The organism is Acinetobacter sp. YH12134 (assembly GCF_013418555.1).
In the GTDB taxonomy this organism is placed as follows: Bacteria; Pseudomonadota; Gammaproteobacteria; order Pseudomonadales; family Moraxellaceae; genus Acinetobacter; species Acinetobacter indicus.
Genome location: NZ_VPBT01000024.1, coordinates 1 through 23,448 on the forward strand (window position 1 = coordinate 1; position 23,448 = coordinate 23,448).

Genomic DNA, 23,448 nt, shown 5'->3' on the forward strand with positions numbered 1-23,448 from the left:
CAAAGGGTGAGTTGAAAAAAGACTTATTATCCTGTCTGCGTCATGAAAATAAAAAGCGAAAAGCTAACGGTGAACCTAAAAAAGATTCTATATTACAGGATATTAAAACTATTCATGAGCGCCCAGCCGAAGTTCAAGAAAGAAAAATACCGGGTCATTGGGAAGCCGATTTAATTAAAGGTAAAGACAATAAAAGTTCGATAGCAACACTTATTGAACGAAATACACGGCTCTGTATCTTGGCAACATTACCTGATGCAAAGGCAGAATCAGTGCGCAAGGCTTTAACTGAAGCTCTGAAATATTTACCTGCAGAACTACGTAAAACGTTGACCTATGACCGTGGACGTGAGATGTCAGAACATAAAATCCTCGAAGAAGATTTAGGCATAGATGTATATTTCTGTGACCCACATTCGCCATGGCAGAAAGGTACATGCGAAAATATGAATGGTTTAATTAGGCAATATTTACCTAAAGGGATTGATTTAAATCAGGCAGATCAGCATTATTTAAATCAAGTTGCCATGTCACTGAATACTCGTCCTAGAAAAGCGTTAGATTGGCTTACACCATTAGAGAAGTTTGCTCAGCTTGTTGATTATCATAAGGCTTTTGAAACTGTCGCACCTCATGTTTGAATTCGCCAAGCAATCTTGACGAAATAACTGTAAAGAATGGCCTAGATTTTAAAGTTAGGTCATTAATTTTTATCCAATGCTAAAAATAAAATACAACCTAGGGTTAAAGCTATGAGTGCACCCTGACTAAACTCATTAAAAGCCCGGCCCAGAAAATAATAACGATGGCTATACCACAGTTCATCACTGAAATAGCGGGCATAATCCCAGACCGAATAAGTACCTAGCAAAATGGCCAGGCCAATCAGGATGGCTGCCGCTTGTTTGACCTGTCGGCTCACTGGCCAGTGCTGACGATAGCGCTGATAATAGCGCCAGCACATCCACAGCAAAAACGGCAGGGCCAGAAGCGAACTGCCAATCTGCAAAATAAAATGCAGTGGATAGGTCTGGGAAAACCAGGACACCGGCTGGCTTAAGACGTTATGAAAGGCAAAAGTGCGAAAGTCGACGTGAGTTAAACCATCCCAAATTAAATGGGTGGCATTGCCCAGCAATAGCCCGAGGACTACCGCAAGCAAAAAACCAAGGGTCGACTTGAACGAATCCAGATTGAGCTCATGTTGTATGCCTAGCGCCCGATACAGCACCGGACGATAAATCAGATACCACGCCGCACAAAAAGCCAGACCCAGCCATAAATTTGGATGAACAATTGAACTCCATAAATGGTTCAAGCCGCCCTGATCGGTGGTAAATAAACGGCTTAAATCGGGCAGCATACAGCCAATGGCAAGGGCCGCAACGGGAAGACGATGACCTGTCAGCTGGGCAATGGGGGGTGCTAAAACCGCATGAGATAAGGTAAAGGGCATACAGGCGTAGACAATAAAAACAGAAAAATCCGCGAGGCCCTATAGCTTAACCAAGCAAAGATGAATTTTATGTTTTTTATTGCAAAACAGTTGAAATGTTATATTATAACATTTCATTGAATTTGTTACTCTGAGCCTGAGTCATGTCCTTCCATAAGAATTTAATAACACTGTCTATTTTCGCTGTTGTGGCCCCTGTAGTTTTTGCAGATGAGGCGAATCTATCCAATGCACAGCAACTTGAAACCATCCAGCTAAAAGCCCATCCTCTGGTTCAGACTGCAGCAGACTTTGCGGTAGCAGATCAGGTGGTGGAACAGAAAGTATTGGCGGAACGCTCAACAACCATTGGTGATGCACTGGCTGATGAACTGGGTGTATATTCAAATCAGTACGGCACAGGTTCAAGCCGTCCCGTGATTCGTGGTCAAGATGGCCCGCGTGTCAGAGTCTTACAACACGCATCTGAAACTGCCGATGTATCGACTTTATCTCCAGACCATACGGTTACGGTAGATCCAATTCTGGCAAAACAGGTTGAAGTGATTCGCGGTCCATCGACTTTACTCTATGGTGCTGGTACCGTCGGTGGTTTGGTCAATGTAACCGATCAGAAAATTCCAACCCAAATCCCAGCAGATGGCTTAGAGGGCACCGTCGGCGTGCGCTATAACTCGGGTAGCGATGAGAAGCTGGCCAGTGCGGGGGTAACAGCAGCAATTGGTGACAACTTTGCCTTACGTGTAGAAGGCTCCAAACGTAAAGCAAATAACTATATTACGCCGGATTACTGGGTAGAACATCATAATGATGAAGCTGGCCATGAAGATCATGATCATGGACATGATGCTGAAGAAGAACATGAAACACATTTTGATAAAGCCCGTCGTGTAGACAATACCTTTGCAGAAGGGCAAACCGTGAATATTGGCGGCTCATGGATTCATGACCGTGGTTTTGTCGGGGTGTCTTATAGCAACCGTCAGGACAAATACGGTTTACCAGGGCATAGTCATGAATATCATGACTGCCATCCTCATGGTAATGAAATTCATTGCGGCGGACATGGCGTTTCAGCTCCAGATGAGGATGGGGGCGAACATGCTCATGGTGGTCCATGGGTCGATCTGGAATCACACCGTTATGATGTCCGTACAGAACTGGATCAGCCATTTGCCGGTTTTGACAAGTTACGTGCCCATGCCAGCTATACCGATTATGAACATGACGAGCTGGAAGAAAGTGAAGTTATCAGTAATTTTAAAAGCAAAGGCTATGATGCCCGTTTAGAGTTGGTTCATAAACCAGTCGCGGGTTGGGAAGGGGTCTTTGGTACCCAATATAGCCAACAGAAAATTAATCTTGCGGGTGGTGCGGAAGAACATGATGGGCATTCTCATAGTGGCGTGCTGATGGCAGACACCAAGACCGAAAAATATAGCCTGTTCGGTTTAGAACATAAGCAGTTTGGTGATGTGCATGTGGAATTGGGTGCACGTGTAGAACATCAAAAAATTGATGTAGATTCAACTCAAAAAGACTATTCGGATACCGGTGTGTCAGGTTCAGCAGCAGCCAATTGGGAATTTGCTCCAAACTATAAGCTTTCTGCGGTTGGCTCGCATCAGCAACGTTTACCACTGGCACAAGAGTTGTATGCGGACGGTATTCACTTTGCCACCAATACCTATGAGCGTGGAAATGAGGATCTGGATGTTGAGAAGTCAAATAACCTTGAGTTAGGTCTGCATTATGAAGGTGAAAAACTCGACTATCATGTGCATGTTTATCACAACTGGTTTGATAACTATATTTATGGCTCAACAACCGACAGCGAAGGAACATTCCGTCTAGTTGATTATAAACAAGACAAAGCCCGTTTCTACGGTACAGAAGCGCAGTTAGGCTATGCCATTAACGATGCTTATAAAGTTAGCCTGTTTGGTGACTATGTGCGTGGCAAAATTGATGGTGAAAATGCCCCGCGTGTACCCGCAGGCCGTTTAGGTACCAAAGTAGAAGCCGATTTTGCTGATGGCTGGTCAGGTCTGGCAGAGTACTATCATGTCTTTAAACAGGACCAGATCGCCAGCTATGAACAGGAAACCCAAGGCTATAACATGGTCAATGTCGGTCTGGCGTATGCAGGTGCCATGGCGAATAACCAGGACTACCGCGTGTTCTTTAAAGCCAATAACCTGCTGGATGATCAGGTTTATTCACACACCTCATTCCTGTCCAATATTCCGCAAGTGGGCCGTAATTTTACCGTTGGTTTAGAATATAACTTCTAAGCAGAACTTAAATTTATTGCCAAAATCAAGAGGATGTCACGGAAATCCTCTTGAAAAAAGCCTGAAGAAAACCTAGCCTGAGCTGATTGGGTTAGGTTTTTTCTTATGCGTATCTTTCAACGAATTCACAATAAACTGAACTGGTCACCACGGCGTTATCTGGGCGTGATGATGGGCCTGCTGGCGTTAAGCTATTTATCCTCGGCACTGTATCATACCTATAAGCCCTTACCGGATGGTTTGAATTATGCGGGACCACTACGTCATGCCGAAGTCAAATTTCTGGCCGATCAGACCTATCTGGATGCACAGGGCCAGCAGCATTATGATCATCAGATTTTTAATGAAATGCTGCGCCTGATTGATGAAGCACAAAGCTTAATTGTGCTGGATATGTTTCTATTTAATCCGCAAACCGGAGCATCACAGGCCCAGCATCAACCGCTCAGTCAGCAATTGACCGATGCACTGATTCAAAAACGCCGTACCCAGCCGGATATTGAAATCAAGCTGATTACCGATCCGATTAACTCGGTTTATGGCGGGCTTGCGCCAGAGCATTATCGGCAACTGCGCCAGGCCGGAATTGATGTGATTGAAACCAATTTAACCCCGCTACGCGCTTCCAATCCGATGTGGTCCGGGTTCTGGTACATCTGCTGTCAGGGCATCCGCAATAATCCGGATGCCGGCTGGCTGGCCAATCCGTTTGGTGAGGGCAAAATCACCCTGCGTAGTTATTCCGAGCTGCTGAATTTTAAGGCTAATCACCGTAAAACCATTGTGGTTGATACCTCGGACGGCTGGGAAGCTCTGGTGACCTCAATGAATCCGCATGATGCCAGTTCCCATCACTCCAATGTGGCGCTGGTGGTCAAAGGCAACACCGCGGTAGATATTCTGAAAACCGAGCAGTCGGTGGCGCTCATGTCCGGCAGCAATATTCCCGGGGTGATTGTCGGTGAGTTTCAGGCCGCTGCTACTGAACCTCAGGTGCAGGTACTAACTGAAAAAGCCATTTATGATGCGACCTTAAACCTGATCAATAGCGCTAAAGCCAATGAACAGATTGATCTGGTGATGTTCTATCTGTCCGAGCGCCAGATTATCAAAAGCCTGCTTGCAGCCCATGAGCGTGGGGTGAAATTGCGGGTGCTGCTGGATGCCAATAAAGATGCGTTTGGTCTGGAAAAAAATGGTGTACCGAACCGGCCAGTGGCAGCAGAATTACATCAGGCTGGTATTCCACTGCGCTGGTGTAATACCCAAGGCGAGCAATGTCATAGCAAAATGCTGATCAAGCGCAATGCCCAGCAACAGGAGATGATTTTAGGTTCGGCCAATTTCACCGCGCGGAATTTAAAAAATTATAATCTGGAAACCAATTTACGCGTGTTAGGCCCGGCTCAAGCACCGGTATTTCAAGATGCCCAGCAGTATTTTGATACCGCCTGGTCAAACTTAAATGGCCGTCAGATGAGCGTGGATTATGCCCAGTATGCCGATGAATCGACGCTGAAATATGGGCTGTATCGTTTGATGGAATGGAGTGGCTGGTCGACGTTCTAATCTCCCTTATTCCACGCTTCTGTTTGGGAGCCGTGGCTTCTGCTTATAAGAGAGCTGGAAGAATGAGTTTTCTTCCACCTTGTAGAGAGGGTTAAGGAGGATGTAGTGGTCAACAAATATTGGACACAGTTTTAAGTTTTTGTTCAGCCTCATAAGGGCTGATCCCTTGATTAAAATGATGTGGTCGGATGCGGTTGTAGTACTGCATTAAATAAAAACCAATGTCTGCTTTAGTGATAGTAACTTGAACGCAGAATACCAAAGGCACGACAGACCAACTCAACAGGACGTAACTTTCTTAACTGGTCTATCAGTGCATATGTTTGAACTCGTCTGACATTAAGAGAGCTGTAGCCTTTTTTAGAATCATCTTCTCCTGTTCGAGCTGATAAATACGGGCTTCAAGTTCTTGTATCTTGCGCTGTTCAGGAGTTAAAGCATTTACTACTGGAGTTTGTCCGCTACGTTCGAGTTGAAGCTGGTCAACCCAGCGTCTCATAGCAGTTTGACCAACATCTAAAGCGCGGCAAGCCTGTAAGATAGAATAGCCCTGATCGAGTACAAGGCTAGCAGCTTCAACTTTAAACTCTGGAGTAAATGTACGTCTTGGTTTCATAAGCACCTCATTGGTGAATCTATTATCACCTAATTTGGTGTCCAACTTTATTAAACCACTACAGGAGCAATTTCCTTTTTCTTACAAGGGGAGTTAGGAACAATAGCTTTTTCTCCTCCTCGTAAGAGAAGGTTAGGGAGACACATTTTCCCTCTCCTGGTAGGAGAGGGTCAGGGAGAGGTCAGTATTAAGGTTTAACGCTTAGTTTTGCCCCGGATTCGGTGGTACCAGTTCATCCAGATCTTTATCAGACAGCTCATCCAGCTCGCTCAGGTCGGTTTTAATTTTCCACTGGCTTTCATCCTCAACCGGATTCGGCAAACGCGCTTCCAGCCAGTCGCAGACCACATCGGGCGGGAAATCGGCATGATTACACTGAATTACCCAGGACAGAAAATCTTTGGCCTCACCATTCATATAAGGTGGTGGCGATACCGGTAAAAACTGCGTTGGCAAACGTTCATTCTTGGAAATATAGTTCAGCACATGACCCAGTTCCTGTACGGTTTGCCAGGCCAGTGGATGCGCTACATTAATCTGAAATTTAAACCACCATGCCTGAGCACCATCTGTGCCATAGGCATCGATCAAGTTTTTTTGAACACTGGGTACTTTGCAGAAATATTCATAAAGACGATCAAAACTTAAATCAGACACAAGCATGAACCTAGTATGAAAAAAAGCGAGTGTAGCATAAAAGTAGGCCATTATTTTCACTGAGAAATACGGCCGATCTGCCACCATTCATCTAAAAAAGCTGGATAAAGTATGTATGTTCATTTTTTATCCTTAATCCTGTTTTATAGTAAAATCAATGGGCTGATGTTTGGGAGTCGGGTAATGAAAAGAATGCAAACAGGTTTATGGTTGGGCATTGGGTTATCTGCCATCTCGACATTGTCGCTGGCCGATACCAATCGCTGGGCCAGTTATCAGGGTGTGGAGCGTAAATCGCATGCGCAGCATTATCCACAGCATCGCCCGTCTTATCCGCAGCACAGGCCGCCACAATATTATCCACCACGTCCGCATTGGGGCCATCAACCGGTACGTCCGGGTATTAGTATTCAATATCAGGCGCCCACCACCATTTACCAGAATTCGCAAAGTTATAGCTGGGTCAATGGTGACCCGAATGTGGCCCGGATTGAAAGCAGCACGCAGACCATCATTACCGACTGGCGCCGTTTAGGTTTGCCGGCTCCGCCAAATGGCAGCTACTGGATTTATGAAAATGGCCGTTATATTTTGGTGCCGAACCGTTAGATCATCTGGAGCGCTTAAGCGCTAAGGCAAACTATTTGAACCAAACTGATGATCTGATGAATCTTCACTCAAAAATCAGCGCGCCGTAGTGGTATCCAGGCGCGCTTTTTGTTCTTCAGATTTGAATGATGGATGTGATTTTGGTGTTTAGGCCAGTTCATCATCTTCCGGGCGTGGGGTCTTGCCTTGTGGCAATGGTTTTTCACTGTGTTTATCCCGAATCACCGATGGATAATTCCAGGAAGCAAAACGTACCACCAGAATCGCAAAGGCTAGAATCAGAATCGAACCGGTAATAATCACCAGGTCAATATCCGCTTTATGGTCGTGCTGGATATCGGAAATCAGCAGCCGGGTCAGGGCGGTAATGGCAATATAAATCAGGAAGCGTACTGGCATGTGGTTGGTTTTAAAGTAAATACCCACCATGGCACCGAGCTCCAAATAAATGAACAGCAGTAAAATATCATCAATCGTGGCATATTGTTTGACGGTCAGAATATCGACCACAGTATGGCCGGCCGACCAGATCACCATACAGCCAATCACGAACAGGGCAATATAGTGAAAACTTTCAACGGCCAGATTACCCAGCCGGTCGAGGAGGGTTTCTATTTTTTCTACTTTGGGATGCCGTGCTGTCATATGCTCCTCCTGATGATGATGCTGAATGAATGAGACAAACTCATGCAAAAACTGTGCACAACTACAGGAAAAGTGGTGTAAAAACAGCAGGAAAACATGGATGCTATAAAAAAACGCCTGACAGTGCAGGCGTTTTTTAGAGATAAAAAGCTTAAGCCTGATGAGTGAAATAATCTTCCGAGAATTTCATGATCACATCAGAACCGGCTTTGATACGGGTAATCCGCATTTCCAGTTCTGGCAGAATGCGTTGTACAAAGTACAGACCCAGCGCCAGTTTGTTCTGATAGAACTCACCCTGTTTGGCCTGCGCTGCTTGAGCAATACGGGCAAACATATAGGCAAAGCTGAGCAGGCCAACCGCGTGTAAATAATCGACCGCTGCCGCATTCGGGAATTCCGCATTTTCAGACGCCGCATTCAGAATGTATTGCGTTACCGATTCGACTTCTGTGGCTGCATCTAAGGTCGCATCTTTAATGAAGTTCAGATCGGCATCTAACTGGTTGGCAAAGTCACGGATTTCAGCAATATATTCTGCAATATAGGCTCCCTGACATTTAATGGTTTTACGGCCAATTAAATCTTGTGACTGGACGCCATTGGTACCTTCGTAAATTTGCGCAATACGTAAATCACGTACACATTGCTCCATGCCCCATTCACGGATATAGCCATGACCACCGAAGCACATTTGCGCATCCAATGTTGCCTGTAAAGCGGTATCGGTTAAATAGGCTTTGGCAATTGGCGTTAGTAGCGCCACACGGTCATTGGCTTTTTTCACCGCGTCTGCATCAGTCGAGAATTTGGTGATGTCCAGCTGTTGCCCGACGTACACTGCAAATGCACGAGATGCTTCGTTGTTGGCACGCACATTCAAGAGCATACGACGTACATCGCCATGTACTAAAATGCTGTCAGCCGGTTTGTTTGGTGATTGTACACCTGAAGCGCTGCGGCCCTGTAAACGGTCAGTCGCATATTGTGCTGCATTTTGATAAGCAAATTCAGACGCACCTAAACCTTGGATGCCCATTGAAAGACGTTCATAGTTCATCATCACGAACATGGCTGCCAGGCCTTCATTTTCTTTACCGACCAGATAGCCTTTGGCACCATCGAAGTTCATGACACACGTGGCAGAGGCTTTAATCCCCATTTTGTGTTCGATAGAGCCTGGGCCAACGGGGTTACGTTCACCGAGTGAACCATCGGCATTGACCAGGAATTTCGGCACGATAAACAGCGAAATACCGCGTGAACCGGCAGGTGCATCTGGGGTTTTGGCCAGTACCAGGTGAATGATGTTTTCAGCCAGGTCATGATCACCACCGGTAATAAAGATTTTGGTCCCGGTAATGTTATAGCTGCCATCTTCGTTGCGTTCCGCTTTGGTTTTAATAATCCCCAAATCGGTACCGGCATGTGGTTCAGTCAGACACATGGTGCCAGACCATTCACCTGAATAAATTTTTGGTAAATAGGTTTCTTTTTGTTCCTGAGAAGCATAGCTGCTCAGCGCCATACCCGCACCAACTGACAGCAGTGGATACAGCATGAATGACGGGTTAGTAGCAAAAATCATTTCATCTGACAGAACGGTCAGCATTTTTGGCATGCCTTGACCGCCCCATTCTTCATCGGCACCCAGGCCAATCCAGCCGCCTTCAGCATATTGCTTGAATGCTTCTTTAAAACCGGCCGGGGTAGTTACGCTGCCATTGTTATATTGAGCACCTTCTTCATCACCAGTGCGGTTTAAGGGCAGGGTAACGTTCTGGGTAAATTTGGCCATTTCTTCAAGAATGGCTTCTGCGGTTGCAGCATCGAGGTGGGCGAGATTTTCGTTATTTTGCCAGAATTGTTCTGCTTGGAAGACATCATTCAGGATGAATTTCATATCGGCAAGCGGTGCGTTATAAATTGGCATAGTTCATTTCACCTGTTTCTTGTTTATTCATAGTGATCAGGTCAGTCTAAACGATGAGATTTCAATTGATTAGACGACGAAAGGTTAATATAGCGCGATAAATAGAGAAAAAGGACCGCCAACAGCTGGCCGTCCTTTTTACATCCATTACAAGTTACTACACATCACGTGCATTAGAAGGCAAAGTGTTCAGCATCAAGCGCCATCAATGGATCCAGGCCAGTCGCAATCACGTCAACATGCGAGCGTACACGTGGCAGGATCTTCTTGAAGTAGAAGCGTGCAGTGGTTACTTTGGCATTGTAGAAGTCGACATCGGTAGTACCCGCAGCCAAGGCTTCTTGTGCAACCAGTGCCATACGAGCCCATAGGTAAGCAAGCGTTACATAGCCAGAGAAATACATGTAATCAACTGCCGCAGCACCGACTTCTTCAGGGTTTTGCATTGCACGCATACCAATTTGCATGGTCAAATCGCCCCATTCTTTGTTCAGCGCTGCAAGCGGTTCAACAAATTCTTGCATTGCTGCGTTGTCTTTGTTGGCTTCTGCGAATTTGTGAATGATCTTGGTGAAGTCTTTCAGCATCGCGCCTTGCGTACCCAGAACCTTACGACCTAACAAGTCAAGTGCTTGGATTTCAGTAGTACCTTCGTATAAGCAAGCAATACGTGTATCACGTACGATTTGCTCCATACCGTGCTCGGAAATAAAGCCGTGACCACCAAACACCTGTACACCGTGTTTTGCAGCTTCTGAACCGGTTTCGGTCAGGAAGGCTTTGGCAATTGGCGTCAATAAAGACAAGATGTTGTCAGAGAATTTACGATCTTCTTCAGTTGCACCTTGTTCAACGATATCTGCGTGTAGACTCAACAGATGCACTAGTGCGCGACCACCTTCTGCAAATGCTTTCTGCGTCAACAGCATGTTACGTACCGCAGGATGCACAATGATTGGATCTGCTTCTTTTTCAGGGGCTTTCGGGCCAGAAAGTGAACGCATTGCCACACGGTCTTTGGCATAAGCCAATGCACCTTGGAAAGAACCTTCAGATGCTGCAAGACCTTGAACGGCTGTACCAATACGCGCAGTGTTCATGAACGTGAACATGCAGTTTAGACCACGGTTTTCAGGGCCAATCAAGAAACCTTTCGCGTTATCAAAGTTGATCACACAAGTTGCGTTACCATGAATCCCCATTTTGTGTTCGATTGAACCGCAACGAACTGCGTTACGCTCCCCTAAAGAGCCATCTGCATTTACATTGAACTTTGGTACGATAAATAAAGAAATACCCTTAGTACCTTTAGGTGCGCCTGGTAAACGTGCCAATACGATGTGCACGATATTCTCTGCCATGTCATGTTCACCAGCAGAGATAAAGATTTTCTCGCCAGAAATTGCATAGCTACCGTCTGCTTGTGGTTCAGCTTTAGTACGGATAATACCTAAGTCAGAACCTGCATGAGATTCGGTTAAACACATGGTACCCGTCCACTCACCTGAAACAAGCTTTGGCAGATAGGTTGCTTTTTGTTCATCTGAACCGTGATGTTCTAAAGTACGTACAGCACCATGAGAAAGACCTGGGTACATGCCCCATGCCCAGTTCGCAGTACCCACCATTTCTGAAATCACGTTTCCTAAAGAAACAGGTAGACCTTGACCGCCATATTGCTCTTCAGCAGAAAGCGATGGGAAACCCAGTTCGATATATTTTTGATACGCTTCTTTAAAGCCGGTCGGCGTGGTGACTACACCATCGTTCCAGGTACAGCCTTCGCGGTCGCCCACCTGGTTTAAAGGAGATAATTCGTTTTCACAGAAGTCTGCAGCAGCTTCTAAATATTGGTCAACTAACTCACGGCTTACGTTTCCAGAGAATGCAGGGAGTTTTGCATAATGTTCTTCAGCATTTAATAATTCATGCAAAACAAATTGCATATCACGTAGTGGCGCTTTGTATTGTGGCATATCGGGTTCCTCAATACTGGTTTAACCAGCGGTTATAATCCTAAATCAGTGAGTTCACGCGCCTTCACAGGCGCATCTTGAATGTTTTAATCGTGCAACATCTTCTAATTGGGTACAAGCATTTCAATGGCTTTTCTTGGTGACTGTAAAGTCAAAGATTTTTAACTTGAAATAGCTAAGTGTATTGAGTGTAAACAGATTTATCGGTATAGGAAGTGGACAAATAGTCAAAAACGTAAACAGATATGTCCAATAAAAAAGGCGCACCATGCGCCTTTTTTTATTTGCTGACTTCGCTTAAGCCACTTTGGCCGGAATGGTCACAGCGGTATTCGGTTTAAAACGCAGGCTGCATTGACCATTGACCGATTTATCCCCCAGTTTAATCTGGACAGTCTGACCGGTGGTTTTACCGTTACAGGCATTGGCCATAGCCTGTTGACGAGCCTGACGCTGTGCCAGGCGCTGATCATACTGTTTCACCAGTTCGGCACGTTTGGCATCGGTTAAGGCACCCGTCTGAGCAGCATGCTGTTTAAACTGGCGTACATCACCACGCATTGGACGATGTTCACGGCTGTGTTTAAGCTGCTGGCGTTCCGGCGTAAATACCAAGGTACAGGTCCCATTCACGGTTTTTTCACCAGCTTTAACCTGAACCACCTGTCCGGCAGCTTTGCCTTCACAGGCCGTTTTGATCTGCTGTATCATCTGGCGGCGTTCAGTACGCAGCTGCTGCCATTGTTCACGTTGTTCCTGGCTTAGGTGTGCATGTTTGCCGTGCATGGAATGAGCCATACGGCCTTCACGTTCCGGCGTTGCTGTACTATTGGTTGACTGACAGGCTGTCAGTGTCCCGACACTGAGTAAACCCACTGAAACAAGCGCAATTTTTGTCATCGTTTTCATGATTATTGTCTCCACACAGAACCGCGATACAGTTATTTTTACCTGCGACAAGAATAAATAATAAAGATGAAGAAACAATGGAGAGTTTTTTCAAACACTGTTCGCTACAATAGTGAAATAAAAGAAAAATTGAGATGAGTGTTTTGAAAATACGCCGGATTCCAATCGCCCTGCGCCTGTTTTTGACTGTGCTATTGACCGCGCTGGTCATTTCCACGGTCAGCCTGTGGGTGCTGCACTGGAATATGCAACGCAATTTCACCAAATACGTGGCCGATGTCGAAATGCAGAAGCTGGATCATGTGATTCATAATCTGGCCGGTGTGTATGGCGTCTATCATGATTGGGGCAATGCCATTCAGGCACAAATCCTGCAAATTGAAGGGCAGGCCGGCCCGGAAGATTATGACCGCCTGTCGCGCTGGTGGTTGCGCCGTCAGTACGATATTGCCTTGCAGCAGCGTTATTTTGAAGAACATACCTTAATGAATGTGGCGCCAACGCTGGCTGAACCAGATCCGCAAAAACGCCAGGCCTCGCAGGAGGAATTGAAATGGCTGGAAATGAATCTGCCTTCCGAGTATCGCCCCTTTGAAGGCCTGAAATTTCCTTTAAGCGCGCAGCAGAATACCACCCGGGTTAATCAGGGCAGTGCCCAGAACCCGCGTCCGAATCAGCCACAATCGGATGGCAAAAAACAGTTTATTTCCATGCCGGACCGTTTGGGTCTTAGTTCACGTCTGGCTTTATATGATGCCAAGCGTCAGTTTGTGGTCGGTGAGCCGGCAGAAGGACAAATGTCGTATCGCCCGATTTTAATGAACAATCAGGTGGTCGGCTATCTGGGTTTAAAACCGGTGCTGGATCAGGATGATGCGCTCAGCATTAATTTCTTTAGCGAACAAAAGCGTTATCTGCTGCTGATTTATGGTCTGTCCTTTATTGCCAGTTTACTGGTGGCCTGGTTATTGGCGACCTATTTTAAAAAGCCGATTCAGCGTCTGCTCAATGGGACCCGTGAACTGACCAAAGGCAATTATCAGTATCAGGTGAAAGTAAACCGTAATGATGAACTCGGTGATTTATCTACAGAGCTGAATCAGCTGGCAGTCATTTTAGATCAACATGAAACCTCACGCCGGCAGTGGGTGGCTGATACCTCACACGAATTAAAAACCCCGCTGGCAGTATTACAGGCCCAAATTGAGGCTATGCAGGATGGTATCCGTAAAGCCACACCGGAACACTTAGATGCAATGATGCGTCAGGTCAGCAGCCTGAAAAAACTGACTCAGGACCTGGCTGATTTAGCCCAGGCCGAAGCCATGCAGCTGAAATTCTATCTGGCCTCAACCAACCCTTGGCAGGTGATTGAACAGGAAGTCGAGAATTTCCGGCCGAAGTTTGAACAGGCCGAGTTAAGCGTGCGTCTAGAAGGTGAAGCTGTGCCTTTACAATTAGATATAGACCGCTTTAAACAAATTATGGTGAACTTGATTGCGAACAGTATTCGTTATACTGAGGCCGGTGGGCAGGTTCATATTCATAGTGAGCAGACGGCAACAGAATGGAGTGTCTATGTCGATGACAGTCCATTTGGCCTGACCGATGAACAGCTGGCCCGTTTAGGCGAGCGTTTTTACCGGGTGGATGATTCGCGTACGCGGAGCACTGGCGGTACCGGTTTAGGTCTGGCGCTGTCTGCTAAAATTGCGCAGGCCATGGGTGGCCAGCTGAGTTTTGCGCATTCGCCATTGGGTGGCTTGCGCTGCAAACTGACTTTCCCGATTCCGACCAAACAATAAAAGGAAAAGATATTCATGAAACATGTCATGCTGGTTGAAGATGAAGTTGAACTCGCTCAATTGGTCCGCGACTATCTTGAAGCTGCTGGGTTTGAGGTCAGTATGTTTCATGATGGACAAGAAGCCTATAACAGCTTTTTGCAGCGTAAACCGAGCCTGATGATTCTGGATCTGATGGTGCCACGTATGGATGGGCTGACCATTTGCCGTAAAGTACGTGAGCAGTCTGATTTACCCATTATTATGGTGACGGCGCGTACCGAAGAAATTGACCGGGTATTAGGCTTGAATATGGGTGCAGATGACTATATTTGTAAGCCATTTAGTCCGAAAGAACTGGTGGCACGTGTGCAGGCAGTGCTGCGTCGCTTAGACCGCAAGGCTGAACCGGAAACCAATGATTTATTCCGGATGGATAAAGCCCAGCAACGCATTTGGTATCAGCAAAAAGCACTGAACCTGACCCCAACGGAATTCCGTTTACTGGAACTGTTTTTAGAGCATGTTGGGCAGGTTTATTCCCGTGCCCAGTTGCTGGACCATATTAACCCGGACAGTTTTGATGTTGCAGATCGGGTGATTGACAGTCATATCAAAAACCTGCGCCGCAAGATTTCCGAAGCGGCAGAAACCGGTAATCGTCATGAGTGGATTCAGGCAGTCTATGGGGTTGGCTACCGTTTTGAATATCCGGAAGATTAATTTCATGCGGAGTGAAAAAGCGAATAGATATGTGCCTATTCGCTTTTTTTATGAGAGTAGGTTGTGCAGTATTTAGGGGCAGGATGGTGATAAATCAACAGACTGATCAAGCATAAGACCAAGATAAAAGGGGGGGATTTCTAATATTATAATTTTTAAATGAATTTAATTTTTAACAAGAATATTTTGTAAATTTTAATAAGCCTGAAAATTGAAGTAAATAAAATTCCGGTATAATCCGCAGCCCGCTTTTGGGAATTTTTCTATGCACGTCAATACTGAGCTTGTCGCACGCTTAATTCAGCGCAATATCACCCCCGCGATACACTATTTTGAACAAACCCAGGATAGTTCCCGCCTGAAACATCAGATTAACTTCTGTGTACAGCAGATTATTGTCTGTTTAAATTCCGATACAGTGGCCACCATCAAAGCACTATTGCAGTATTTAATTGCAAAAAGCCAGCACAGCAGTGAACATTCAGGGTGGCGCAAAGCCTTTGAGTTGTTCAATGATAAATATAAAGTTTAATCGCTGATTTTACATACGAGAGACAGGATTAAACTGTGGGCACGATTTATCTCTGTGTTTTTGCCCGAGCTAAACACGCGAGCCTACAGTTTTGAGTAACGCTATACGTTGTCGATCCAGTTTCTTGAGTTTGGACACCACCAACGCATAAGAATTCAGCACTAAATCTTCGATTAAAGCTTCATCCAGCTCTTCATCTTCATACACTGAAATCCAGTGCTGTTCATTCATATGCCAGCCGCTACGAATATACGGATAAATATCACGCAGCATGGCACCATGATCTGGCGCTACTTTTAAATTAATGGCCGCTTGTCCGTGCAGATGAAACTGTAACATAAAGACTTTATCCTGCACTTTAAACACATCACAACCCTCACCAAAAGGCTGGGTCACTGTGACTTCAGGCAGGGTAGTAGCGACTTTTGCCGCAAGTGGATGCAAAGCCATACGCAATTTAGGTTGAAGGGCACTTTGTGGATAATGCTGAAATTATCCACAATTTACCAGGCTAATGTGGATACTTTAAGACGAGCAGCTGACCATCACTTCAGGCACATCGCTTGGCAGCGGCGCTAAATCTTCCGGTTTTTCCAGCGCAGTCTGTCGGGTATAGGGTTGACTGAGCAGGCGAAATAAACGCTCGACTTCAGAAAAATCATCCCGCTCGGCCAGTTCAATTGCTTTTTGCGCCATATGGTTGCGCAGGATGTAATGTGGATTGACGGTGGTCATGGCTGCATCCAGTTCATCGGTATCCTGATGTTCACGAATACGCTCATATTGCGTCAGGAAGGCTTCAAACTGACGACGGTCTAAGCAATCATCTTTAATCGTTTCATAGTCTTTATGTTGCAGGCGAATAAAGCTTTGGGTGTAATCCAGCTGCTCGCTTTGCAAGATTCTTAAAAAAGCCATCGCACAGTCAAAGCTGTCTTTATGGAAGCTGGGTAAGCCCATTTTCTGGTTTAAACCATGCTTGTAGTGTTCCAGGAAGGTCGGTTCAAAATGGGCCAGACATTGAGCCAGATCCGTTTTCCATTGCTCTTGGTCATCGTCTGCCGGACAAAGTGGAATCAGGTTGTTCAGCCAGGTCCACAAGTTCCAGTGCCCAATACTCGGCTGCTGCTGATAGGTATAACGTCCCTGATAATCGGAATGGTTGTTGATCCAGTTCGGACGGAAGCGCTCCATAAAACCGTAAGGGCCAAAATCCAGGGTAGAACCGGTGATATTTAAATTATCGGTATTCATCACCCCATGGGCAAAGCCGACCAGCTGCCATTGGGCAATCATCACTGCGGTACGCTGCACCACCTGTGTGGCAAAAGCTAAAACAGGCTGCTCGGCCTTCAGACATTCCGGATAATGCCATTCGATACATTTCTGGGTAAATTCAGGCAGTAAATCTGGCTGATATTGATTGATCCATTCAAAATGCCCCAGCCGAATATGACAGTCCGAGGTACGTAACATCATTGCACCCGGTTCCAGTTTTTCACGCTGTACCCCTTGGGTGGATGAAGTAAATCCCACGGCATTACTGGAAGGTACGCCCAAGGCATTTAAGGCATGACCGGCCAGATATTCACGAATCACCGAGCGTAACACCGCGCGACCATCGCCCATCCGTGAATAGGGAGTGGCACCGGCACCTTTTAAATGCAGATCAATGGTCTGCTGATGCTGGTCAACAATCTGGGCAATCAGTAAACCACGTCCATCACCGAGCTGACCGGCCCATTGCCCGAATTGATGCCCGGCATAAACCATAGCCAATGCCGGAAATTCAGCAAATGTTTTCTGGCCGCTACAGATTTCGACCCACTGTGCTTTGTCTTCATTTGACCATTGCAGTTCATCGGCCAGTGCTGCATTGAAATGCCCGGCTTTGGCGCCTTTTAAAGGCAGCGGTTGTTGCTGGTGATACAGACGGGAAGGCAGGGTAGGATAGCGCGAGTTAAATTGCATTGCAGAACAGCCATTCAGAACAGGCCTTCACTATAACAAACTTGGCTGGAGAAAAGTGTCGTGTTTCCGAATAGAAAAAGCCTCCATCAGGAGGCTTTTTGCAGGGCTTTGGTATTATTGTGAAACCGGATTCTTTTTCAGGTTACGCATCAGAATGTTCAGGGTTTCCCGATGATGGGTTAGACGCTGTTCTACCAGCTGGAATTCAACTTTCAGCTTGTCATCCATTTGATGGATTTTTTCTGCCACCGCCGATTTCTTGGCCTGAATTTCCTGCTCTTTTAACTTGGCCCAGTCATTTAGGGTATGGGTAAAGGCTTCATATTCTTGTGCCAGACGCTGTTTGACGCTGCTGATGTCGTCATTGACATTGTGGCCATATACCGCCAGGTCCTGCTCGGCATATTTGAACTTCATCGCCAGTTCCGCTTTTTTAATATTAAAGCTTGGAATACGGCGCAGGTTTTTTGCCAGCCCCAGTTTCGAACAGCTCCAGATTAACCATTTGGTTGGGTCATATTGCCACCATTTCACGCCATTACGGTAATCGTACTGGAAGATATGATGATAGTTATGATAACCCTCGCCCCAGGTGGCAATAGCCAGCCAGAAGTTGTCACGCGCCGTATTTTCGTCGGTATATGGACGTTTGCCCCACATATGACACAGCGAGTTAATAAAGAAGGTCACATGGTGGCTCAGAATCAGACGCATCAAACCGCCTAATAGCAGAACACCCCAGATATCGCCAACAGCCCAGCCAATTGGGAGTAAAATGCCGACATGCACCAGAATCACTAACGGTACATAGTATTTATGCTGGAACATCACCAGTTTGTCATTCAGCAAATCTGGCGCATTTTTATAGTTCGGTTCTGCTGCCGGATAGTCGCGCAGCATCCAGCCTAAATGGGCGTACCAGAAACCGTTATTGATCGAATACGGATCTTTATCGACATCATCGACATGACGGTGATGGGTACGGTGACCTGAGGCCCAGAACAGGATACTGTTCTGTACGGCAAAGGTGCCCATAATCATTAAAATGATTTTCAAAGGTAAAGTGGCTTCATAGGCACGGTGCGCCCATAAACGGTGATAACCTGCTGTAATACCCAAGCTGCTAACGCCAAGTAAAACAAACATGCTGATCCAAGCTGCGAGGCTAAAATCATGGTGGTAAGCATATAACGGGATGGCAATGATTGCGACAATTGGCAAGAACACCAGAGCAAAAACGGCAACCCAGTTAATTGGGGCTTTGGGTAGGGGAGCATTCATCTCCAACAGTACTCCTGAAAGCTGGGGAGGTGTAAAGAAGTGCTTAATCCATTACTTTATGTATGGAATAAGATTTGAGCATATTAGCATGCGCGTTTCGGCGTCACTAGCATTATTGTACAGATGTATTGTACTAAACAGTAACAGAATAAGATTGAAGCTTCATTGATTTTATCGAAGGCTGCGGCATGATAAAGATAAATCCTTGATCAATGCGAAATCAATCACATGAGATACCGTAAAATTAGTTTAATTTTGCCGTATTTGATCGCGGTGGTTTTCATTACGGCCTGTCAAAGCACACCGCCGTCTTCTACAGCCTCCAAAGTCCAGTCACAGCCACGTGCGGTAAAAGCACCGGCAGCGGTTAAACGCAGTAGCGATGGTCTGCAGGATATTCGCTGGGAAATTCAAACCATTCAGGGGAAAAAGGCACGTTATTTTCATGCCAGCCCGTATTTAATGCTCAATTCCCGTTTTCAGAATCTGCAGGGCAATACCGGCTGTAATTCTCTTTTCGGCCGCTATCAGCTGCAGTTCAGTCAGGGCCGTTTAAGCCTGAACAGCCGTGCCACGCATAATAGTTGTGATCATGCGCTGGCACAGGAAGCCGACTTGATGGATGCCTTGCAACGGGTCAAACGCTTCCAGTTACAGGGTAAAACCTTATATTTGCTGGATGAGCGCGGGCTAATGCTGATTCAGGCCAATCAACGCTAAATAGAAGTTCAATCAATATAAAATCAGCCTGTAACATGCAGGCTGATTGAGCATCTGTTGTTTTAAATATGTTGCATCATCAGTTTTGGGAAATCGGTAATTAAACCGTTAATGCCTAAATCTTTCAGCTGTTTGGCACGTTCCACTTCATTGACCGTCCAGACACTCACCCCCAGTTGTGCTTGCTGGGTGGCCTGAATCATGCGCGGGGTCGCCAGTTCATTCATCCAGCCAATCTGACAGCAGCCAAAGCGCAATGCCTGTTCAATCGCCTGTTCCTGGATATCTTCTTCAATTAGTAAACCGCGCTTAAAGGTCGACTGCTGCGCCTGTAAGGCCTGATGGATTTTCAGGTCAAAACTGGTAATCACAGCAGAATGTTCAAAGCCTTTGAGCTGCTGATGCAAGGCCAGAGTCAGCTGTTCAGCCTGCGCCTGGGTTTCCACCGCTTTAATTTCAACTTCGATATGTTCAAAGTTCTGGATTAGGGCCAGGGTCTGGTTTAAATACGGGGTGATTTCAAAGTTCAACCAGTTTTTCCAACCATAGGCCTGATTATAATGATGTAAATCTTGCGTGCTGCATTCATACAGCGGACGGTCCTGACCGGTGGTCCGGATCAAATGATCATCATGCATAATGACCAGTTGCTGATCTTTGAGCTGACGTACGTCAAACTCGACGGCGCGTACGCCTAAATCCTGAATATACTGAAAACCGCCCAGGGTATTTTCCGGGGCTTCGCCGCGGGCACCACGATGTCCAATTATACGCATAACAGGCTCAGCGTTTGGGGAGGAAGTTTCATTGTGAGCCTTTAAGATGACCGGGATGTGACAGCGCTATTGTGCGCTGATCTTAAATTTATACAAGTCAGATCAGCGCATATTTTCATCAATTTTTTCTATGAAAATGACGGCTTTATTCAATCGTTTCGTTAATATTTTTTTGCCACAGCACTTCAGCGCCACCTTCACTGCGTTGCAGGGTGCGTGAAGCCACAAATAACCAGTCAGATAAACGGTTTAGGAGCTGTAAAGAGGTGGCCTGAATATTCTGGTCACGGCTATGCACCGACATCACGCTACGTTCGGCACGGCGGCAGACAGCACGGGCCTGATGGGCATAGCTACACGCCAAGGTGCCGGCAGGCAGAATAAAGTCCTTAAGCATCGGCAGGGTTTCATTCATCCGGTCAATGTCGTTTTCCAGAAACTCGATTGACACCGGTTGGACCAGAGTAAAGCCCGGAATGCAGACTTCACCGCCTAAATCAAATAGCCAGTGCTGAATCAGGCTTAAAGATTTATCCCAGCTGGCTTTGTCCTGAATGGTGCTAGCGGTAATCTGTGCGCGCAGTACGCCAATGGTGGCATTCAGTTCATCAACATCGCCGAGTGCAGCAATGCGTAAATCATCTTTGGCAACACGTGAACCATCACCCAGACCGGTGGTGCCTGAGTCGCCAGTACGGGTATAGATTTTACTTAAACGGTGGCCCATAGCTGTTCCTTGAATTTTTAATCATGTGAATATAAAAAGGATCATGCCACAGTCACGACATGATCCCAAAAGTATTTGCTTGAACTTGGATAAGCTTAATATTTAAAGGTCACACCGGCAGAAGCGAGGCGGCCGCCGCTTAAGTAATACTGACCATCGTAGTTGCCCGGAGATGCCATTTTGTAGTTTACATCGCCCACATTTTGGATGTTAAAGAACAATTTGGTGTATGGATTGGCATGGTAATAACCATGTAAATCAATTTGCATATGACCTGGAATCATATCTTCATCGTAGGCACTGCTGTCTGAACGGCTATTAGCAGTCAGCGTTGCAGATAAACCATAGACGTCTTCAGCTAAACCCAGCGATAAGGCAACTTTTTGACGTGGACGACGGCTTAAGTCTTCACCTGAAGCATCATTGGTGGCTTTGCTATAGCTATAACTGGTTTTTGCAAACCATTGATCTTGATTAAAGTGCACAGAAACCTCAGCACCATCAATGGTCACAGCATCAATATTGGCAAGCTTCCACTCGTTGGCTGGATCGCTATCAATCAAGTTGTCAATTTCAGTACGATAGATTGATAGGCCACTGCGCCAAGCTGAATTCATCTGCCAGTCTGTCCCAACTTCGTAAGACAGGCTTTCTTCTGGTTTAAGTTCGGGGTTGGCATAGTAACCATAATACAAGTCATTCATGGTTGGGGCTTTAAATGCCGAACCAATATTGCTGTAGACACTGACATTTGGCTGGAAGAAGTAACGTACAGCTGCTTGCCCTACGGTATGAGAGCCATATTTTTGGTTATCTTCAACACGTACACCCACTTGGGTTTTTAGCTTGTCGGTCTGCAATTGGTGTTGGGCATAATAGCCTGTGCTATCCAATTGTTCTTGAAATGAATCTGTCGGTTTACGGGTTTCAGTATCTAAGACCTTATGGTTAACACCCAGCGTGAGGTTTTGATGAGGGGTGAGGTTTTGACGAACACTGAGGTCATATTCGTCAGACACAAAGGTGGTTTCTTCCACCACATTCAATTGTGTTAACACATCTTTAAAATGTGATACTCGTGCTTTGATTTCAGTATGTTCACTGGATTGATAACGCGTGCTTAAAGTCGTGACTTGGTTTAAAAAGTCATGTGCACGTGAGCTATAGGCATAAGTCGTCCAACTGTAGTTTTCGTACTGTGAGCGACCTTCATTTTCAGAGTGTTCAAGCGATACATCGAAAGCATCACTGGTATAACCGAATTTGCCCGAAAAACCTTTTTGATCGTAGCTTGCAGGTTCTGCACCTGCATAATCAAAAATTTTGGTGCCGTCAGTTTCAAGACGTTGTCCACGCAGTTGAGCATAAAACCCATTTTCTACAGCATCTAGCCCTAAAATGGTTTTATAGGTGCTGTTTTCACCTACTTCAGCAGAAATGAATGCCGAGTTTTTGGTTGGGGTCTTGGTAATCATTTGCACCACGCCACCAATGGCATTGGTACCGTACAGTACTGATGCTGGCCCTTTTAAAATTTCAATCTGTTTAATTTCAGTGGTATCAATAAAGCTATTCGATGCTAGACCGCTGGCATCGTTATTTAAACGGACACCATCACGCAGTACCAAGGTGTGGTCGGACTCGGTGCCGCGCATAAATAAAGAGGCAATTTGACCATAACCGCCCGATTGCACCATATTGATGGAGGCATCGGTCATCATCAGTTGAGGAAAAGAGGCAATGGGTGATTGCTCAATTTGATCTGCACCAATCACGTTGATACGTGCAGGCACATCTTCAATGTTTTCTGCAGAGCGAGTCGCCGTGACGACAATGGTGTTGAACTTGGTTTGCGCTGTGAGGGACTCGTTGGCAAAACTTGAAGATGAAAACCCCATCGCAAGAGCGATTGCACCTACCAAGGCAGTAGGTTGAAATTGAATAGACATGATATGTGCTCCATACATTCACCCCACGTGAATGATTGAGTTAAAGGGCACAACAAGCAGGTATCCGGACTTCAATGTGGCGCCAGGCATCTTGATGATGACCTGGACCTATATATCCACCTTCCCATATCTGCATACAGTGGTGTAAATCGCATGATTTAAACTGATATATGTTTCATTGTTACCGTTGCGGGGGCAGTGTCGGATTTTCACCAACTTCCCTAAAGCCAAGGCTTAAACTTGCTGTGAAACGGGCGCAGTATAAGTGCCGTATGCATTTTAAACAACTTGTGCAAGAATTATCAGGCTGAACTTTACTCA

General features: G+C 45.9%; 19 protein-coding genes, 2 pseudogenes and 1 riboswitch. Of the genes and pseudogenes, 8 read left to right on the forward strand and 13 right to left on the reverse strand.

Annotation, left to right across the window (positions count from 1 at the left end):
- A pseudogene (locus tag FTU69_RS12395) lies at positions 1-641 on the forward strand (IS30-like element ISAba125 family transposase); the annotation flags it as partial.
- Positions 642-703: 62 nt separating this feature from the next.
- Here FTU69_RS12395 and FTU69_RS12400 read toward each other — a convergent pair.
- Positions 704-1,456: a DUF4184 family protein gene (locus FTU69_RS12400; RefSeq protein WP_180103966.1), complete on the reverse strand. Its 753-nt coding sequence runs from the start codon at positions 1,454-1,456 to the stop codon at positions 704-706.
- A gap of 143 nt (positions 1,457-1,599) precedes the next feature.
- On the opposite strand from FTU69_RS12400, the gene znuD reads away from it, so the two are divergent.
- Positions 1,600-3,750, forward strand: a complete 2,151-nt coding sequence (znuD, locus tag FTU69_RS12405; protein WP_180103967.1) for a zinc piracy TonB-dependent receptor ZnuD — start codon at positions 1,600-1,602, stop codon at positions 3,748-3,750.
- A gap of 105 nt (positions 3,751-3,855) precedes the next feature.
- Positions 3,856-5,319, forward strand: coding sequence for a phospholipase D family protein (locus FTU69_RS12410; protein WP_168383308.1), 1,464 nt, complete (start codon positions 3,856-3,858; stop codon positions 5,317-5,319).
- A gap of 236 nt (positions 5,320-5,555) precedes the next feature.
- On the opposite strand, the pseudogene FTU69_RS12415 reads toward FTU69_RS12410, so the two are convergent.
- A pseudogene (locus FTU69_RS12415) lies at positions 5,556-5,935 on the reverse strand (transposase); the annotation flags it as partial.
- A 201-nt stretch (positions 5,936-6,136) separates the two neighbouring features.
- Positions 6,137-6,592 carry a hypothetical protein gene (locus FTU69_RS12420; RefSeq protein WP_005180018.1) on the reverse strand — a complete coding sequence of 152 codons (456 nt, stop codon included), beginning with the start codon at positions 6,590-6,592 and terminating at the stop codon, positions 6,137-6,139.
- Between the two features lie 183 nt (positions 6,593-6,775).
- Here FTU69_RS12420 and FTU69_RS12425 point away from each other — a divergent pair, with 183 nt between their 5' ends.
- On the forward strand, positions 6,776-7,201 hold the full coding sequence (locus tag FTU69_RS12425) for an RcnB family protein (RefSeq protein ID WP_180103968.1): 426 nt from the start codon (positions 6,776-6,778) through the stop codon (positions 7,199-7,201).
- A gap of 147 nt (positions 7,202-7,348) precedes the next feature.
- Here the strand turns inward: FTU69_RS12425 and FTU69_RS12430 are convergent, their stop codons facing one another.
- From FTU69_RS12430 to FTU69_RS12445, 4 genes are all read right to left on the reverse strand, one after another.
- The gene (locus FTU69_RS12430) at positions 7,349-7,846 is read right to left on the reverse strand and encodes a phosphate-starvation-inducible protein PsiE (RefSeq protein ID WP_005180016.1); all 498 of its coding nucleotides are present in this window, start codon (positions 7,844-7,846) and stop codon (positions 7,349-7,351) included.
- A gap of 151 nt (positions 7,847-7,997) precedes the next feature.
- Positions 7,998-9,779, reverse strand: a complete 1,782-nt coding sequence (locus tag FTU69_RS12435; RefSeq protein WP_180103969.1) for an acyl-CoA dehydrogenase C-terminal domain-containing protein — start codon at positions 9,777-9,779, stop codon at positions 7,998-8,000.
- 173 nt (positions 9,780-9,952) lie between these two features.
- Entirely contained in the window at positions 9,953-11,755 is a 1,803-nt protein-coding gene (locus FTU69_RS12440) for an acyl-CoA dehydrogenase C-terminal domain-containing protein (protein WP_180103970.1), read from the reverse strand.
- Positions 11,756-12,052: 297 nt separating this feature from the next.
- A complete protein-coding gene (locus FTU69_RS12445) occupies positions 12,053-12,664 on the reverse strand; it encodes a hypothetical protein (protein ID WP_180103971.1) in 612 nt (203 codons plus the stop codon).
- A gap of 134 nt (positions 12,665-12,798) precedes the next feature.
- Between FTU69_RS12445 and baeS the strand changes: the two genes are divergently transcribed.
- The 3 genes from baeS (at position 12,799) to FTU69_RS12460 (ending at position 15,703) form a co-directional block, all read left to right on the forward strand.
- Positions 12,799-14,469 carry a sensor histidine kinase efflux regulator BaeS gene (gene baeS, locus FTU69_RS12450; RefSeq protein ID WP_180103972.1) on the forward strand — a complete coding sequence of 557 codons (1,671 nt, stop codon included), beginning with the start codon at positions 12,799-12,801 and terminating at the stop codon, positions 14,467-14,469.
- Positions 14,470-14,484: 15 nt separating this feature from the next.
- Positions 14,485-15,171, forward strand: coding sequence for a response regulator (locus FTU69_RS12455; protein WP_005180005.1), 687 nt, complete (start codon positions 14,485-14,487; stop codon positions 15,169-15,171).
- Between the two features lie 265 nt (positions 15,172-15,436).
- Positions 15,437-15,703, forward strand: coding sequence for a hypothetical protein (locus tag FTU69_RS12460; RefSeq protein WP_180103973.1), 267 nt, complete (start codon positions 15,437-15,439; stop codon positions 15,701-15,703).
- Positions 15,704-15,772: 69 nt separating this feature from the next.
- Here the strand turns inward: FTU69_RS12460 and FTU69_RS12465 are convergent, their stop codons facing one another.
- From FTU69_RS12465 to FTU69_RS12475, 3 genes are all read right to left on the reverse strand, one after another.
- Entirely contained in the window at positions 15,773-16,153 is a 381-nt protein-coding gene (locus tag FTU69_RS12465; protein ID WP_180103974.1) for an MmcQ/YjbR family DNA-binding protein, read from the reverse strand.
- Between the two features lie 75 nt (positions 16,154-16,228).
- Positions 16,229-17,674, reverse strand: a complete 1,446-nt coding sequence (locus FTU69_RS12470) for a YdiU family protein (RefSeq protein ID WP_180103975.1) — start codon at positions 17,672-17,674, stop codon at positions 16,229-16,231.
- A gap of 114 nt (positions 17,675-17,788) precedes the next feature.
- A complete protein-coding gene (locus FTU69_RS12475; protein WP_005179996.1) occupies positions 17,789-18,955 on the reverse strand; it encodes an acyl-CoA desaturase in 1,167 nt (388 codons plus the stop codon).
- 228 nt (positions 18,956-19,183) lie between these two features.
- Between FTU69_RS12475 and FTU69_RS12480 the strand changes: the two genes are divergently transcribed.
- On the forward strand, positions 19,184-19,675 hold the full coding sequence (locus FTU69_RS12480) for an META domain-containing protein (protein ID WP_005179993.1): 492 nt from the start codon (positions 19,184-19,186) through the stop codon (positions 19,673-19,675).
- A gap of 62 nt (positions 19,676-19,737) precedes the next feature.
- On the opposite strand, the gene FTU69_RS12485 is transcribed toward FTU69_RS12480, so the two are convergent.
- From FTU69_RS12485 to FTU69_RS12495, 3 genes are all read right to left on the reverse strand, one after another.
- Entirely contained in the window at positions 19,738-20,451 is a 714-nt protein-coding gene (locus FTU69_RS12485) for a glycerophosphodiester phosphodiesterase (protein ID WP_180103976.1), read from the reverse strand.
- A gap of 145 nt (positions 20,452-20,596) precedes the next feature.
- Positions 20,597-21,178, reverse strand: coding sequence for a cob(I)yrinic acid a,c-diamide adenosyltransferase (locus FTU69_RS12490; protein ID WP_104504091.1), 582 nt, complete (start codon positions 21,176-21,178; stop codon positions 20,597-20,599).
- Between the two features lie 95 nt (positions 21,179-21,273).
- The gene (locus tag FTU69_RS12495) at positions 21,274-23,127 is read right to left on the reverse strand and encodes a TonB-dependent siderophore receptor (RefSeq protein ID WP_180103977.1); all 1,854 of its coding nucleotides are present in this window, start codon (positions 23,125-23,127) and stop codon (positions 21,274-21,276) included.
- 37 nt (positions 23,128-23,164) lie between these two features.
- Positions 23,165-23,386, reverse strand: a riboswitch (cobalamin riboswitch).
- Between the last annotated feature and the right edge of the window lie 62 nt (positions 23,387-23,448).

Coding starts and splice junctions, on each gene's coding strand:
- FTU69_RS12400 (WP_180103966.1), bottom strand. CDS start 1,456: ATGCCCTTTACCTTATCTCATGCGGTTTTAGCACCCCCCATTGCCCAG.
- znuD (WP_180103967.1), top strand. CDS start 1,600: ATGTCCTTCCATAAGAATTTAATAACACTGTCTATTTTCGCTGTTGTG.
- FTU69_RS12410 (WP_168383308.1), top strand. CDS start 3,856: ATGCGTATCTTTCAACGAATTCACAATAAACTGAACTGGTCACCACGG.
- FTU69_RS12425 (WP_180103968.1), top strand. CDS start 6,776: ATGAAAAGAATGCAAACAGGTTTATGGTTGGGCATTGGGTTATCTGCC.
- FTU69_RS12430 (WP_005180016.1), bottom strand. CDS start 7,846: ATGACAGCACGGCATCCCAAAGTAGAAAAAATAGAAACCCTCCTCGAC.
- FTU69_RS12435 (WP_180103969.1), bottom strand. CDS start 9,779: ATGCCAATTTATAACGCACCGCTTGCCGATATGAAATTCATCCTGAAT.
- FTU69_RS12440 (WP_180103970.1), bottom strand. CDS start 11,755: ATGCCACAATACAAAGCGCCACTACGTGATATGCAATTTGTTTTGCAT.
- FTU69_RS12445 (WP_180103971.1), bottom strand. CDS start 12,664: ATGAAAACGATGACAAAAATTGCGCTTGTTTCAGTGGGTTTACTCAGT.
- baeS (WP_180103972.1), top strand. CDS start 12,799: ATGAGTGTTTTGAAAATACGCCGGATTCCAATCGCCCTGCGCCTGTTT.
- FTU69_RS12455 (WP_005180005.1), top strand. CDS start 14,485: ATGAAACATGTCATGCTGGTTGAAGATGAAGTTGAACTCGCTCAATTG.
- FTU69_RS12460 (WP_180103973.1), top strand. CDS start 15,437: ATGCACGTCAATACTGAGCTTGTCGCACGCTTAATTCAGCGCAATATC.
- FTU69_RS12465 (WP_180103974.1), bottom strand. CDS start 16,153: ATGGCTTTGCATCCACTTGCGGCAAAAGTCGCTACTACCCTGCCTGAA.
- FTU69_RS12470 (WP_180103975.1), bottom strand. CDS start 17,674: ATGCAATTTAACTCGCGCTATCCTACCCTGCCTTCCCGTCTGTATCAC.
- FTU69_RS12475 (WP_005179996.1), bottom strand. CDS start 18,955: ATGAATGCTCCCCTACCCAAAGCCCCAATTAACTGGGTTGCCGTTTTT.
- FTU69_RS12480 (WP_005179993.1), top strand. CDS start 19,184: ATGAGATACCGTAAAATTAGTTTAATTTTGCCGTATTTGATCGCGGTG.
- FTU69_RS12485 (WP_180103976.1), bottom strand. CDS start 20,451: ATGCGTATAATTGGACATCGTGGTGCCCGCGGCGAAGCCCCGGAAAAT.
- FTU69_RS12490 (WP_104504091.1), bottom strand. CDS start 21,178: ATGGGCCACCGTTTAAGTAAAATCTATACCCGTACTGGCGACTCAGGC.
- FTU69_RS12495 (WP_180103977.1), bottom strand. CDS start 23,127: ATGTCTATTCAATTTCAACCTACTGCCTTGGTAGGTGCAATCGCTCTT.